Below are 15,192 nucleotides of genomic sequence, written 5' to 3'. Positions count from 1 at the left end.
CAGTATTCCCCGCCAAAAGGGCGGAAATTCCCGGCAGCAGAGCCTGCTTTCGGTTGACAAACCCACCGCCCGGGGGCTATGATATACAGTACAGCGCGGCAAAACGCCGCGGATCCGCCATTTCCCGCGATCTTCGCGGACATTTCAAATACAGTAAGGAGCTGCCAAGCTATGAAAACCCAACCCTTGAAAGGCATGCGGGATCTGCTGCCCAACGAGCAGGCCCTGCGCGACCACATCCAGGCCGAGATCCTGGCCACCTACCGTGCTGCCGGGTTCCAGCGCATTTCCACCCCCATCCTGGAGGATATGGAGAATCTGGACAAGAGCGACGGCGGCGACAACCTGAACCTGATCTTCAAGGTTCTCAAACGCGGCGACAAGCTGGCCGCCGCCCTGCGCAGCGGGGACGAGTCCCAGCTTTCGGACATGGGCCTGCGGTACGACCTGACCCTGCCCCTCTCCCGCTACTACGCGGCCAACCGCAATTCCCTGCCCCACCCCTTCAAGGTCATCCAGACCGACCGGGTCTACCGGGCCGAGCGTCCCCAGAAGGGCCGCCTGCGGGAATTCGTCCAGTGTGACATCGACATCCTGGGCGATGCCAGCCCCAACGCCGAGGTGGAACTCATCGACGTGACCGCCCGGGCGCTGCTGCGCATCGGCTTCTCCGGCTTCACCGTGAACATCAACGACCGCCGCATCCTGCGGGCCATGCTGGCCGGGATGGGCTTTGCCGAGGACACCCTGGATTCGGTCTGCATCAGCTTTGACAAGCTGGACAAGATCGGCGCCGACGGTGTGCGGGGCGAACTGGAGGAGAAGGGCTTCCCTGCCGAAGCCATCGCCGCCCTGGACGCCTTCCTGCGCGGGGGTGACTTCAGCCTGGAGGCCGTCACCGCCGCCTGCGGCGAGAAGGGCCCCGAGCTCACCGCCGACCTGCGGTATGTGCTGTCCACCGCCGAAAAGCTGGCCGCCGGACGGTACGGCATCGCCTACTGCCCCAGCCTGGTGCGCGGCCAGGGCTATTACACCGGCATGGTGTTCGAGGTCACCTGCCCCCAGTTCTCCGGCGCGGTGGCCGGCGGCGGCCGGTACGACAACATGGTGGGCAAGTTCATCGGCCAGACGGTGCCCGCTGTGGGCTTCTCCATCGGGTTTGAGCGGGTCTGCGGCATTTTGCTGGAACAGGGCTACGCCATCCCCGGCGCCAAGCCCAAGCTGGCCCTGCTCTATCTGCCTGAGGCCGATTTTGCGGACGTGCTCACCAAGGCCGAGCGGCTGCGGGCCGACTACGACGTGACCGTCCTGGCCCAGGCCAAGAAGCTGGGCAAGCAGTTCGGCACCCTGGAAGCTGCCGGGTTCAATGCCGTGGCCTTTGCGGACAATGAGGACATCAAGGTCCTTGGTCAAAAGGGCTGAAAAACGCAGCAAAACTTTAGCGGAAACGCCGAAAAATGGCGTTCCCGCTTTATTTTTGGCATCAATTTGTAACGTGTTGCGGTCTTTTCCGTGTTATACTGGTGACAGAGGAAGACATCCCGGAAAAGGAGGAGATCCCATGAAACGAACCCATTGGCCCGTCCGCCTGACAGCGGCCCTGACGGCCCTGGTCCTGGCAGTTTCCCTGAGCGGCTGCGGGGCATCCGGCGGGGACAAGTTTGCCGCTGCCGATACCACAGAATCCACCGAGGCCGCCGTCATGCCGGAGGAGACGCTGACTTCCGGCAGCACCGCCGACGGGGCCGAAGCCGGGGAAAGCGCCGGGGCCGTGACCCTGGACCCGGGCGCCACCAGCGAGAGCGCCCGCAAGATCATCTATACCGCCAATCTGGAACTGGAAGCCACCGATTTTGACGCCGCCCGCACCGCCCTGATGGAGGCGGTGGAAGCCCAGGGCGGGTATCTGGAACACAGCAGCCAGGATGGCAGCGCCGAGTACCAGAGCCGCAGCCTGACCTGCACCGTGCGGGTGCCGGCGGAACATTACCGGGCCTTTCTGGAATCCGCCGCCCAGGTGGGCAGCCAGCGCTACCTGAGCGAGGACGCCAACGACATCACCGCCGGGTATGTGGATGTGGAGGCCCGACTGGCCGCGCTGGAAAACCAGCGGGACCGGCTCAACGCCCTGGCCGCTTCCGCGGAAACCACCGCCGACCTGCTGGAGATCGAGAGCCAGCTTTCGGATGTGCAGTATGAGATCGAAAACTACACCCGCCAGCTGCGGGCCATGGACGACCAGATCAGCTACTCCACCATAAACATCAATCTGTACGAGGTGGCGGTGCTGACCCCGGTGACCCCCGTCACCTTCGGGGAAAAACTGGGTCGGGCCTTCGGGGATGGCTGGGAGATCTTTGTGGACTTCATCCAGGGCACCGTGCTGGCCGTTGTGTACATGTGGCCGCTGGTGATCCTGGCGGCGGTGGTCATCGCCGTGTTGCTGGCCACCCGGCCCGCCCGCCGCGCCCGTCGGCAGGCCAAAGCCGCCGCAAAACAGGCCGCCCGCAGCCAGGGCAACACCGCCTACACCTACCCGACCTCTGCCAATCCGGACCCGTCCCGGGAGGAAAAGACGCCCCCGCAGGAGGACGGCACTCCCAAATACTGAGGCTACCCCAAAGCAGCAACGCCCCCGCGGCCAGATGGCCGCGGGGGCGTTTTGGTTCCGGGTCACGGGGTTTCCCGGGAGGGAGGATACAGGCTGCCCCGGCTGCGGAAAAAGAGGACGCAGCCCACGGCGCTGACCAGGGCCTCGCTCACCGGGAAGGCCAACCAGACCCCCGGCATGCCGAAGAGGACCGCCAGCAGCAGGGCGGCGGGCACGATGACGAAAAGCCCCCGCAGCAGCGAGATGGCCTGGGCGGGCGCCGGACGCTCCACCGAGGTGAACCAGATGCAGAGGATCACGTTGGCTCCGGCAAAGAGGGCTCCCAGGAAGTAGAGTTTCAGCCCCTGTACCGCGATGGCCTGCAGGGTTGGGTCGGCCTCGCTGTTGAACACGCCGGCGATGGTCCCGGCCCCCGCAAAGATGCCCAGATACACCACCACGGTCACCGCGGCCATGCTGAGCAGGGCGTAGCGCAGCAGCCGGAAGAGGTCGGGCCGCCGTCCGTGGCCCCAGGCCCGACTGACCAGAGGCTGCATGCCCTGGGCCAGACCGGAATACACCGCCAGCACCACCAGGGACAGGTTGGCCACCACCCCGTAGGCCGCCACGCCGGTGTTGCCAGCCAGACGCAGGATCAGGAAGTTGAAGGTGACCATGACCACCGCCCCGGAGAGCTGTTCCAGCAGGGAGGGCACGCCCAACGCCGCGATGCGGACGGCGGTGCGGCGCTGGGGGCGGCAGGGCACCGGGCGGAAACCGCACCGGGGGTTGGCCCAGTGGGGCGCCTGGATGAGGATGCCGATGACCGGGGACACGCCGGTGGCCAGCACCGCGCCCAGGATGCCCAGCCCGAAGGGGAAGATGAAGATGTAGTCCATGACGATGTTGGCCAGACTGCCGGTAACGGTGGCGGCCATGGACAGCTGGGGGGCGCCGTCGTTGCGCATGAAGCATTGCAGCACGTCATTGAGCAGGAAAGCCGGAGCAAAGAGCAGCAGCACCCGCAGGTAGGTGGTGGTCATGGTGTGGACGGTGCCGGTGGCCCCCAGCAGGGCGGCCAGCGGGCCGGGAACGGTGAGCCCGACCAGCACGAACACCGCCGCCGCGGCCGCCGCCATGCCCAGGGTGTGGGTATAGACCACATTGGCTTCCTCCCGGGCATTCTGGCTTTTGAGCACCGAGAAGCGGGTGGCCCCGCCCATACCCAGCAGAAGGCCGATGCCGTGGATGACGTTGTAGACGGGAATGGCCAGGTTCAGGGCGGCCAGTCCCTCACTGCCCAGGCCCTGGGCCACAAAGAAGGTATCCGCCAGAATGTAGCAGGACATCGCCATCATGCCCAGCACGCTGAGCACCGCATAGCGGCCGAATTCGGCCCGCAGGGTCGGATTTGTATGGTTCATGGTTTTGCCTCCTTTTGTTTGTCAGTCTGTCCCCGCACCGGGCCAAACATACAAAAAACGCCGGTGCTTCGCGTCTTCAATGGCCTACGACGCAAAGCCCAGCGTTTGTATAACCCACCCGGCGGCGGGTCCTTATTCAATTTGTGTTCAGTGGTTGTCCACCAGCGCGATGGACAGGTCCTGCAGCTGCTTGGGGTCCACCACGTCAGGCGCACCGGACATGGGTTCGCCGGCGTTCTGCACCTTGGGGAAGGCGATGACATCCCGGATGGAATCCTTCTTCAGCATGAGCATGACCAGACGGTCCAGGCCGTAGGCCATACCGCCATGCGGGGGCGCACCGTACTTGTAGGCATCCATCAGGAAGCCGAAGCTGGCGCGGGCCTTCTCCTCGGTGAAGCCCAGGGCGCGGAACATGCGGTCCTGCAGGGCAGGGTCGTTGATACGGATGGAACCGCCGCCCAGCTCCACACCGTTGAGCACGATGTCGTAAGCCAGGGCGCGACAGGCACCGGGGTCGCTCTCCACCTTGTCCAGGTCTTCCGGCTTGGGCATGGTGAAGGGATGGTGCATGGCCATCCAGCGGCCTTCCTGCTCGCTGTACTCGAACAGGGGGAAGTCCACCACCCACAGGAAGTTGAAGGCATCCTTGTCGATGAGCTCGTACTTGCGGCCCATCTCCAGACGGACCTGGCCCAGGGCGGTGCAGGCGCGGACCCAGTCGGTGTCGCTGACCAGCAGCAGCACGTCCCCGGTCTCCACGTTCAGAGCCTGGTACAGGGCAGCCTTTTCCGCCTCGGTGAGGAACTTTTCAAAGCTGGAGGAGGTGCTCTCGGCGGTCAGGCGGCTGTAGGCCAGACCCTTGGCGCCGTAGGTCTTGGCGACCTCGCCCAGCTTGTCGATGTTCTTGCGGGTCAGGCGGTCGGCCATGCCCTTGGCGTTGATGGCACGGATGGTGCCGCCGGCGGCCAGGGCATCGGCAAAGGGCTTGAACTCGGTGCCGGCAAAGACGCTGCTCACGTCCTGGATCTCCAGACCGAAGCGGGTATCCGGCTTATCAGAGCCGAAGCGGCTCATGGCCTCGTCCCAGGGCATGCGCACGAAGGGGGTGGGCACGTCGATGTTCAGGATCTCTTTCCACAGACGCTTGATGAGGCCTTCGTTGATGGTCATGACATCGTCCTCGGTGACAAAGGACATTTCCTCATCGATCTGGGTGAACTCCGGCTGACGGTCAGCGCGCAGGTCCTCGTCCCGGTAGCAGCGGGCGACTTGGAAATAGCGGTCGAACCCGGACAGCATCAGGATCTGCTTGTACAGCTGGGGGCTCTGGGGCAGGGCGTAGAAGTGGCCGGGCTGCACACGGCTGGGCACCAGATAGTCACGGGCGCCTTCCGGGGTGGACTTGATCAGGGTCGGGGTCTCGATCTCGCAGAAATGCTGGTCGTAGAAGTAGCTGCGCACCACCTGGCAGATCTTGGACCGCATGACGATGGGTTCGTGCATGGACGGGCGGCGCAGGTCCAGATAGCGGTAGCGCAGGCGCAGGTCATCGTTGACGTTGATGCCGTCGCGGATCTCGAAGGGCGGGGTCTGGGCTTCGCTCAGCACCCGCAGTTCGCTCACATACAGTTCCACATCGCCGGTGGCGATCTTGTCGGTCTTGGCGGCGCGCTCCCGCAGGGTGCCCCGGGCAATGACCACATATTCACTTTTCAGGCTTTCGGCCTTGGCAAAGACATCCTTGGGCGTGTCCTCGTCAAAAACCATCTGCAGAATGCCGGTGGTATCCCGCAGGTCGGCAAAGATGATGCCGCCCTTGTCACGGGCGCGGGCGATCGAACCGCAGACGGTCATCTCCTTGCCCGCGTCGGCCAGGCTGACTTCGCCGCAGTAGTTGGTGCGGCGCAGGTTGCCCATCGTTTCCATAACTCTCTATCCCCTTTTGGTGGAATCTTATTTGCTGAAACTTAATTATAACGCGGCCATGCCATTTTGGCAAGGGGCCGGACGGGAAAAGCGCAGCTTTTGCCGAAGGGCGGCAGCCGGTTTTTCCTTTTTGTTTTGTTGGGGGCTTACGGGCAGACTACCGTTTGCCCGGAAACAAGCCAAGGTTTCCGCCCCTATCCATTGGCCGCTTTTCGCGGCCAGCCAATTTCGGAACCAACGCTGCGCGTTGGTTTTTGCATCGTGCTTCGCACGATTTCGCAGCATAGCTGCTCAAGCAAAAAGACCGCCCTGCCCCAAACGGGACCGGCGGCCGAAAAAGCATTTATTTGTTTTTCTGGTTCTTGATGACCTTGAGGCGGCTGAACTCCTCGCGCTCCTTCTCGGACAGAGCCTCGTCGATGAACTTGACGGTGGCTTCCATCTGGGGGATCTGCACGTTGCCCAGGGCGTTGGCACGCTTCTGGGTCTTGCGGATGGCTTCCGCCAGACGGATGACGCTGGTTTCCACCTCGGCCAGTTCCACGGTCAGCTTCTTGACTTCGTTGAACTTGAGGTAGGCGTTGTCCAGCAGCCCGTTGGTGGATTCCAGACCGTAATACAGCCCCAGGGGGGCGCTGGGTTCCAGCGTGACGGTGGGCAGTTCCACGCCCATGACGCTGCGGCGCTCGATGGTCAGGCCGGTCTCCACCGGGACACTGGCCGTGAACTCGCCCACCGAGCCCAGGGTGATGTTGGCGCGCTGCAAGGCGTCATAGGCTTCGGCGTAGGACGCACTGATCTTATCCTGGATCGCCGCGGCGCGGTCGATCAGGCGCATCATCTCGCGCACCAGAATGTTGCGCTTGCGGTCCATCAGTTCATAGCCCTGCTCGGCCAGCGCCAGACTGCGCTTGGTGGCCATCAGGTTGGATTTTGTGGGAAATACCTGCTGCACGATGAATCACCTGCCTTTGCCAGAGAATTGATGTTCGGACATTATTCCGCCTTGGGGGCCGGCTGGGCGTCCAGCATGGCCTGACGGCGCAGACGGCGCTTGCGGGCCGGCTCGTAGTAGGTATCCAGAGGCTGGTCGTCGCAGCGGTCCAGGGCGGCGCGGGGCAGTCCGGCCAGCAGTTCCCAGCCCAGGTCCAGGGTCTCTTCCATGGAGCGGTTGGTGTTGCCCTGGCCGATGAAGCGGTGCTCGAATTCCCGGCCGAACTGCATCAGCAGCTTGTCGCTCTCGGACAGTTCTTCCTCGCCGATGACGCTGGCCAGAGCCTTGGCGTCCTGCACCTTGGCGTAGCAGGCAAAGAGCTGGTTGGCCAGGGTGACGTGGTCGTCACGGGTGTAGCCGGCGCCGATGCCGTCCTTCATCAGACGGGACAGACTGGGCAGCACGGCCACGGGCGGATAGATGCCGGTGGCGTCCATGGCACGGTCCAGCACGATCTGGCCTTCGGTGATGTAGCCGGTCAGGTCGGGGATGGGGTGGGTGATGTCGTCACCGGGCATGGTCAGGATGGGGATCTGGGTGACAGAACCGGTGCTGCCCTTGATGATGCCCGCCCGTTCGTACAGGCTGGCCAGATCGGAGTACAGGTAGCCGGGGAAGCCCTTACGAGCGGGAATCTCGCCCTTGGAGGAGGAGAACTCACGCAGGGCTTCGCAGTAGCTGGTCATATCGGTGAGGATGACCAGCACGTTCTTGCCCAGGTCAAAGGCCAGATACTCGGCCACGGTCAGGGCGGCGCGGGGGGTGATGATACGCTCGATGATGGGGTCGTTGGCCAGGTTCAGCAGCATGACCACCCGGTCCATGGCGCCGGTGCTGACAAAGGAATCCCGGAAGTATTCGGCCACGTCGTTCTTGACGCCCATGGCGGCGAAAACGATGGCGAAGTCCGAACCGTCGGACACGCTGGCCTGCTGCACGATCTGCACAGCCAGCTCATTGTGGCGCATGCCGGACCCGGAGAAGATGGGCAGCTTCTGGCCGCGGATCAGGGTGGTCAGGCAGTCGATGGAGGAGATGCCGGTGTGGATGTAGTTCCGGGGATACACACGGCTGACCGGGTTGATGGGAGCGCCGTTCACGTCCCGGCGGGCCACCGGGTAGATATCGCCCTGGCCGTCGATGGGGCGGCCCAGGCCGTCCAGAATACGGCCCTGCAGTTCGGGCGAAAGATCCATCATCATGGGATGGCCGGTAAAGACGGTGCGGGTATTGACCAGGCTCAAGCCGGAAGAGCCCTCAAAGACCTGGATGACGCAGCGGTTTTCCTCGACCATGACAACACGGCCGGTGCGGGTGGTGCCGTTGTCCAGGTGCAGCTCGACGACCTCGTCATAGCTGACGCCGGGTACGTCGTCCAGCACGACCAGCGAACCGTTGATCTGGTTCAGACCAATATGTTCCAGAATCATTACGCGTTGCCCCCTTCTCTGCTGCCGGCGTTCGCGCCTGCGGCGGCCAGCTTGGTATCGATCTCGGCGCGCAGGGCGTCGAAGCGGCTGAAGTCATCGTTGGGGATATCGTACTTCATCTTGACCAGGGTGTCGAACAGACCGGTGGCCAGCAGGGTGCTTACCGGCACCTGCTTGGCGACCAGGGCGCTGCACTTGTCGTAGAGGTACAGGATGATCTCCATCATCTTCAGCTGCTTTTCCAGGGGCACATAGGTGTCCACCGGATGGAAGGCGTTCTGCTGCAGGAAGCCCACGCGGATGACGCGGGCGATCTCGATGGTCAGCTTCTGGTCATCGGGCAGAACGTCGGAACCGATCAGCTTGACGATCTGCATCAGGTTGGTCTCCTGCAGAAGCAGGTCGGCCAGACGGCTGCGGCACTCCATGAAGTCGGTGCCCACATTGTCGTAGTACCATTCGGACAGATCGCCCAGATATTCACTGTAGGAATCGTTCCAGTTGATGGCGGGATAGTGGCGGGCATAGGCCAGACTCTTGTCCAGGGCCCAGAAGCAGCGGGTGAACCGCTTGGTGTTCTGGGTGACCGGCTCGGAGAAGTCGTTGCCCTGGGGGCTGACGGCGCCGATGACCGACACCGAGCCCTCTTCCCCGCACAGGGTCTTGAAGTAACCGGCGCGCTCGTAGAACTCAGCCAGACGGCTGGGCAGGTAGGCCGGGTAGCCTTCGTCGGCGGGCATCTCTTCCAGACGGCCGGAGATCTCACGCAGAGCCTCGGCCCAGCGGGAGGTGGAGTCGGCCATCATGGCGGCGTGGTAACCCATGTCGCGGTAATACTCGGCCAGGGTGATGCCGGTGTAGATGGAAGCCTCACGGGCGGCCACAGGCATGTTGGAGGTGTTGGCAATGAGCACTGTACGATCCATCAGGCTGTTGCCGGTGCGCGGGTCGGTCAGTTCGCTGAATTCCTGCAGCGCCTGGGTCATCTCGTTGCCGCGTTCGCCGCAGCCCACGTAGATGATGATGTCGGCGTCGCACCACTTGGCCAGCTGGTGCTGGGTCATGGTCTTGCCGGTGCCGAAACCGCCGGGGATGGCGGCGGCGCCGCCCTTGGCCAGGGGGAACATGGTGTCGATGACACGTTCACCGGTGATCAGGGGCTTGGGCGAGGTCATACGCGCCGCGGTGGGGCGGGGCGTACGGATGGGCCATTTCTGGCACAGGGTCAGGGTGTGCTCGTTGCCGGCTTCATCCTTGACCTTGGCGACGGGCTCTTCCACGGTATACTGGCCGTTTTCCGCCACCCAGGTGACGGTGCAGCGGCTGTACAGCGGCGAGAGCATGCAGCGATGGGTGACGGCCGGGGTTTCCGGGCAGGTGGCATAGACCTGGCCGGGTTCCAGGGTATCCCCGGGTTTGACGGTGACGGTCACATCCCATTTCTTTTCCACATCCAGGGCGGGAGCCTGGGCGCCGCGGCCGATGAAGCTGCCGCTGGCGGCCTCGATGGCAGGCAGCGGGCGCTGGATGCCGTCGTAGATGTTGCGCAGGATGCCGGGGCCCAGGGTGACGGACAGCGGGGCGCCGGTGGGTTCCACAGGCTCCCCGGGGCGCAGGCCGCCGGTCTCCTCATAGACCTGGATGGTGGCCGCGTCGGCGTCCAGACGGATGACTTCGCCCACCAGACGCTGGTTGCCGACATGGACCATCTCCATCATGGACAGCCCGGTGCGGCCCTTGACGGTGACCACCGGGCCGTTGATGCTGTGAAGTTTATAGGTTTGCATGGTGATCCTTCCCTCTTTGTAGCCTTACAGCGCGATCTCCAGCCCCGCGTTCTCCAGGAACCAGGGGCGCTGGGCCGCCAGACGGGCAGCCAGCGTATCGTCGGCTGCCAGGGCGGCGGACGGGTTTTCGGCGCGCAGTCCGCCCAGCGTGTTGGCGGCGTCTGCCTGCACGGTGCAGCCGGCGGGCAGGTCGGTGAGCAGCGGCAGGTCGGCGGACCGGGCATACAGCACGGTGCCTGCGCCCAGGCGCTTGGCCAGGGCGGCGGCGCTGGCGCGCAGCCAGGGGCCGTAGTCTTCGGTGCGGGTAAAGTCGGCCAGTTTCTGCTGTGCCTTGGCAAACACGGCGTCGGCCAGTTCGGCACGGCGCTTGGCCAGGGCGCCCCGGGCTTCGGTGCGGGCGGCGCTCAGGGCGCGGTTGGCCTGGGTCTTGGCGCGGGCCGTCTCAAACGCGACGGTGGATTCCGCACGGGCTGCCTCCGTCTTTTGGGCTTCGCTGAGCGCGGCCTCAACTTCGGCGTCGGTCTTTTCGCGGATTTCGGCGCACTGGCGTTCGCCCTCGGCCCGGATGGACGCGAGGAACTGTTCGGCGCGGACGTTCAATTCCAGCATATGGTACACCCCCAAAAAACGAATTTGTGTTGTGTTGACAAGTCCCGGAACCGCCGGGTCGGGCAAAGCCTTTTTACACTTTGATGCCGATGGCTTCGCGGATGTAACGGGTGATGCGGTCCTTGCCGGCGGAACCGCCGGTGGAAGGCACCGTGACCAGCAACGGGCCGCCTGCACTGCCCAGCACCGGGGCAAGCGCCTCCGGATAGGCTTCGGAGATCTTCTCGGTGACGAGGATCATGCCGATGTCCTTCTGCTGGGCAATGGATTTCAGCGCGGCGCGGACGTCGTCCTCGCTGCGGGCGACGGTCCCCTCGATGCCGGCCAGACGCAGGCCGTTCATGGCATCGGAGTTATCGCTGATAAGATAAAAGCGCATCGTTTACACCAGCTTGCTCAGGATCATGATGGAGATGACCAGGCCGTACAGAGCGATGGATTCGCCCAGGGCGACGAAGATCAGGCTCTTACCGAAGGTCTTGGGGTTTTCGCTGTTGGCGGCGATGGCGGCGGGGGCGCCGGCGGCAACGGCAATGCCGCCGCCGATGCCGGCCAGGCCGGTGGCCAGGGCAGCGGCCACCAGGCCGATGCTCAGGCTGGTGTTGTGTTCATTTTCGGGGCTGACTTCCTCGGAAGCGGTGGTCTGGGCGGTGGTGCTGGCGGTGTCGGTGCCTTCCGCGCTGGCGGCGAAGCAGCCGAAGCAGACCAGGGTAAAGACGATAAACAGAGAAGCGATCAGTTTACGAGCGTTGGTTTTCATGATAATACCCTCCTGTGATTGAACGGTTTGGTTGTATCCAAAAGACGGGGCTCACCGGTTGGCGGGCACTGTCAGGACGCATCGGTGGGAACGACGGTGGCAGCGTCGTTCAGGTCCAGGGCGCGGAACTTGTGGCCGCCGCCCTGATAGAAGCGGCTGAACATCTCGTAGAATTCCAGACGGATGCCCTGGATCGCGGACAAGAGCGCTTCCAGCGCGATGACCACGATGTTGCCCAGCACGACCACCACCGGGTTGGCGGGGGTTCCGGCCAGGGTGAAGACGACCATCATCATGCTGGCGTGGACGATGACAAAGGCGCCCACACGCAGGAAGGAGATGGTGTTTGACAGGTAGCTGAGCACGCTTTCCAGCAGTTCAAAGAAGTTCTGCATCAGGTAGCCGCTCCAGCCTTCGGCGGGCATCCAGTCGGGATCGCCGTTGACCAGGGGTGCCAGCACCCCCGCAAAGAGCAGGGCGGCCAGACCCAGCACCAGAAGGATGACGGCCAGCCACACCGGCATGAAGACGGTGGCGCCCATGAAAGCGCTGATCAGGTCCACGCCGGACACATAGGTGATGACGCCCACCACGCCGTTGGTGCCGAAGAGCACATCCCCGGTGTGGCCCTGCTTGGCCTGGGTGTAGATGTTCATGCCCATGGCGGCCAGGACCAGGACCACGCCGATGTAGACGGCGCACAGCAGGATGCCGGTGATGGATTCCATGACCGACACCGGCTTGCCGGGGAGCCCGATGGCCAGGTACAGCGGGTTGAGGACATCCTCAAAGCCGAAGACCGAGCCGTAGACAAAGCCGGCCAGGGTGCTGGCGATGCCGCAGGGGATCATCAGATGAAACAGCGGATTCTTTTTGACCTTCCACATAAACAGGCTGAATGCGGTGAGCACCAGCCCCTGCCCTACGTCCCCGAACATGATGCCGAAAAGTACGGTGAAGGTCACGGCGACGAAAGCGGTCACGTCGGTTTCGTCATAGTTGGGCAGTCCGTACATCTCGACAAAGAACTCAAAAGGGCGGAAAAACCAGGCATTGCGCAGCTTGGTGGGCGGTGTATGGCGTCCGGATTTGTCCGGATCGTCCACGGTGATGCGAATGCTGGGGATGGACTTGGCCAGCTCGGTGATCTCGGCGATCTGGGATGCGGGGACCCAGCCCACGCAGAAGAAGTGCGCGCCCTTGACGGCGGCGTACTGGCGCAGGCTGAAGACCGCGGCGTTGTAGCGGGCGCCACTGTAGATGGCCAGGACCTTTTCCAGGTTGTCCTGCCAGACCTTGCGCAGGCGGTCGTCCAGGCTGTCGATGCTCTGCTGCACCACTTCCAGGTTTTCCCGGAAGTGCTCCACGATCTCCTCCGGGCTGCCGGCGGCACCGGGCACCCGCAGGGGTTCAAAGAACAGCATGGAGAAGATGCCGTCGGTCTCCTGGGCCTTGCTGCGGGGAGTGAAGTAGACGCCCCAGTAGCCGTCAGCCGTCTGGCTGCAGGGCACGAAGAGGATGTAGGGATCGTCGGCGTAGTTGCTCATCAGCTTGTTGTAGCCGGCCTTGGGCAGAAAACCGAACCGCACCTTGACATGCTTGCAGTTGCCGATGTCGTCCACGTTGGCTTTCAGGCTCAGGAAATGGCTGTACTGGTCAATGCCTTCCTGGCAGAGCTTCTGCTGTTCCAGCAGGCTTGCCTTTTCGTCCCGCAGCGCGTCGATGCGCTGGGTCAGGCTGTCCAGGAACTCCCGGGTATCGGGGTCCGCAGGGGTTTTCTGCGGCGCATCCTCCGGCAGGTCCTGGCCAACCTCCTTGGCCAGAGTCTGTACACGCTGCACCAGCGGCGTGTAGGGGTCCTCCTCATTCAGCGGGGCATAGCCCAGTGAGGCGGACATGTAGTCGGCGGCAGGCTCCAGCCCGAACCGTCCGTCCAGACAGCAGGCGCCCAGGAATTCGTCCAGGTGCGGCAGGGTGCCCTGCACATGGACAAGCTTCATGCGTTCGACCAAATCAACTCACCCTCCCTTTCTCGGTGTCTGCCTGACAGCCGACCAGCATGGACAGCAGTTCATCGGCAGGCATGTGGTAATGAACGCCCTCGATAATATGATCAAGGTTTTGCACCTCGCACCGGGCCAGGTAGATATAACACAACATGACCAGGCTGGGGTCTGTGGAAAAGCGCAGCCATTTGGCGCACCAGTCGTACCGGTACATCTGCAGTCCTTCTTTCAGGATGCGGTAGTTGTACCGCCGCAACGCGCGGCCGTAGCGGTTTTTGTCCAGCGCGGCGCGGAAGGCATCAATGTCCTTGGCACCCAGCATGGCGTTCCATTCCGCCTCGGTCAGGTTGGTGCAGTCGCGTCGGACGGCGGCATCCACCGCGGCCACCGACGCATTCATCCGGATCAGGCGGGCTGCGTTGGAAATGGCGGCTGCGTCACATTCCAGCGCAATGAAGTCCCGCACCCCCGGCTCCGCGCCGGGAGCGGAAGGGCCCTGACCCTCCGGTGCCAGGGAGACCAGCGCTTTATGGCGCCAGGTCTCCAGGAAGGGTTCGGCGTGGACCAGCAGCTTGGAGCCCGCCGGCAGATCGGCCAGGGGCGCCAGCATCTTCTGGTAGGGGGTGCCGGCCAAAGCGGCCAGCAGACTCTTGGCGTCGGTCACCTTGGCCAGGGCGTACAGGTCCACCGTACAGCGCTGCTGCAGAAAGTCCGGCAGCTTGTACAGGTAGTCACCCGGGCGTCCGGCGTCCAGGCAGCGCAGGCAGGACAGGATCTCGTCCACCTCGCAGCTGGTGGTGAAGTAGCCGTACACCAGATGGCCGGAGGAAAGCTCGTACCGGCACAGACTGTCGTACCGGTCAAAGATGGCCTGCCGGAGCATGGCTTCCAGCTGGGCGCGGCGGGCCGTGGGCGGGTTGACGCTCTTGAGGGCTTCCTCATACATGGGCAGAGCCTTGAGTTCCACGGCCAGGGCCGACATGGTGCGGCAGGCGGCCAGACGTTTGTAATCCGCCGTGGTCAGCCTGCGGCCGTACATGGCCCGGGCCTTGGCCAGGGCGGCGTTGCTGGCCCTGGTCTTCATGGGCAGCGGCAGCGGCAGCATCAGGCCTCACCCCCGGCACCTGTGCCGGCCAGTGCACGGCGGCACAGTTCGTCCACCCATTGTTCCCCGCAGACGTCAGCACGCTGCTGCAGGTTCTGTTCGGCAGCGGCGCGGGCCTTGGCCAGCTCTTCCAGGGCAGCGGTATTGGCGTCGGAAGCCTCTTTGGCGGCGGCATCGGCGCGGGCCTTGCTGTCGGCGGCAGCCTGCGCGGCGATCTGGCGGCGCTGCTCCTCCAACCCGGCCAGCCGAGCGGTGCGCTCCGCCTGCGCTTCGTCGGCCGCCTTGCGCTGGGCGGCGTCCATATCCAGGATCGCCTGCATCAATTCGTTCAAATCTTTCATAGTAACACCTCGAATAGACGCCTGTGCGGTCTGTCGGCCCCGGCGCCGGCCGCAGCCGGATTTTGCCGGGGGAAACGTCGCGGCAAACTGCGTCCGGGAGACTTCTTTGTCCCCCGGTCCGCGGTCTGCCGCTCGTTTTTTTATCACAAAACCCTCTGAAAAGCGGAAACGGGGCGGGCCAGCACCTGACGGTACATGGCCGACGCCCCTATTGCCG

General features: G+C 63.9%; 13 protein-coding genes. 2 read left to right on the top strand and 11 right to left on the bottom strand.

Annotation, left to right across the window (positions count from 1 at the left end; all coding sequences use genetic code 11):
• Window positions 1–171 precede the first annotated feature (171 nt).
• Together hisS and AC127K_RS09665 are read left to right on the top strand one after the other, a co-directional pair.
• Entirely contained in the window at window positions 172–1,422 is a 1,251-nt protein-coding gene (gene hisS, locus AC127K_RS09670; RefSeq protein ID WP_294541797.1) for a histidine--tRNA ligase, read from the top strand.
• A 139-nt stretch (window positions 1,423–1,561) separates the two neighbouring features.
• Window positions 1,562–2,611, top strand: coding sequence for a DUF4349 domain-containing protein (locus AC127K_RS09665; RefSeq protein ID WP_483720417.1), 1,050 nt, complete (start codon window positions 1,562–1,564; stop codon window positions 2,609–2,611).
• Window positions 2,612–2,673: 62 nt separating this feature from the next.
• Here the strand turns inward: AC127K_RS09665 and AC127K_RS09660 are convergent, their stop codons facing one another.
• The 11 genes from AC127K_RS09660 to AC127K_RS09610 all read right to left on the bottom strand — a co-directional run bounded on the left by AC127K_RS09660 (window position 2,674) and on the right by AC127K_RS09610 (window position 14,975).
• Complete coding sequence (locus AC127K_RS09660) at window positions 2,674–4,014, bottom strand: MATE family efflux transporter (protein WP_483720416.1); 1,341 nt, start codon at window positions 4,012–4,014, stop codon at window positions 2,674–2,676.
• Between the two features lie 147 nt (window positions 4,015–4,161).
• Complete coding sequence (gene aspS / locus AC127K_RS09655) at window positions 4,162–5,943, bottom strand: aspartate--tRNA ligase (RefSeq protein WP_483720415.1); 1,782 nt, start codon at window positions 5,941–5,943, stop codon at window positions 4,162–4,164.
• 343 nt (window positions 5,944–6,286) lie between these two features.
• Entirely contained in the window at window positions 6,287–6,901 is a 615-nt protein-coding gene (locus tag AC127K_RS09650; RefSeq protein ID WP_294542958.1) for a V-type ATP synthase subunit D, read from the bottom strand.
• Window positions 6,902–6,939: 38 nt separating this feature from the next.
• Complete coding sequence (locus tag AC127K_RS09645) at window positions 6,940–8,367, bottom strand: V-type ATP synthase subunit B (RefSeq protein WP_294542957.1); 1,428 nt, start codon at window positions 8,365–8,367, stop codon at window positions 6,940–6,942.
• A complete protein-coding gene (locus tag AC127K_RS09640) occupies window positions 8,367–10,154 on the bottom strand; it encodes a V-type ATP synthase subunit A (RefSeq protein ID WP_483720414.1) in 1,788 nt (595 codons plus the stop codon). The genes AC127K_RS09645 and AC127K_RS09640 overlap by 1 nt, the downstream gene beginning before the upstream one ends.
• Window positions 10,155–10,178: 24 nt before the next feature.
• The gene (locus AC127K_RS09635; RefSeq protein WP_483720413.1) at window positions 10,179–10,763 is read right to left on the bottom strand and encodes a V-type ATP synthase subunit E; all 585 of its coding nucleotides are present in this window, start codon (window positions 10,761–10,763) and stop codon (window positions 10,179–10,181) included.
• 73 nt (window positions 10,764–10,836) lie between these two features.
• Window positions 10,837–11,142, bottom strand: a complete 306-nt coding sequence (locus AC127K_RS09630; protein ID WP_294540772.1) for a V-type ATP synthase subunit F — start codon at window positions 11,140–11,142, stop codon at window positions 10,837–10,839.
• A 3-nt stretch (window positions 11,143–11,145) separates the two neighbouring features.
• Complete coding sequence (locus AC127K_RS09625; protein WP_294540770.1) at window positions 11,146–11,523, bottom strand: ATP synthase subunit C; 378 nt, start codon at window positions 11,521–11,523, stop codon at window positions 11,146–11,148.
• A gap of 71 nt (window positions 11,524–11,594) precedes the next feature.
• Window positions 11,595–13,535, bottom strand: a complete 1,941-nt coding sequence (locus AC127K_RS09620) for a V-type ATP synthase subunit I (RefSeq protein ID WP_483720412.1) — start codon at window positions 13,533–13,535, stop codon at window positions 11,595–11,597.
• Between the two features lies 1 nt (window position 13,536).
• Window positions 13,537–14,634, bottom strand: a complete 1,098-nt coding sequence (locus AC127K_RS09615; protein WP_483720411.1) for a V0D/AC39 family V-type ATPase subunit — start codon at window positions 14,632–14,634, stop codon at window positions 13,537–13,539.
• Window positions 14,634–14,975, bottom strand: a complete 342-nt coding sequence (locus AC127K_RS09610) for a hypothetical protein (protein ID WP_483720410.1) — start codon at window positions 14,973–14,975, stop codon at window positions 14,634–14,636. The genes AC127K_RS09615 and AC127K_RS09610 overlap by 1 nt, the downstream gene beginning before the upstream one ends.
• Window positions 14,976–15,192: the final 217 nt, after the last annotated feature.

This window comes from Subdoligranulum sp. DSM 23681 (assembly GCF_057005535.1).
The sequence above is the reverse complement of the archived record's forward strand: the minus strand, read 5'-3'. Positions and strand labels throughout refer to the sequence as shown.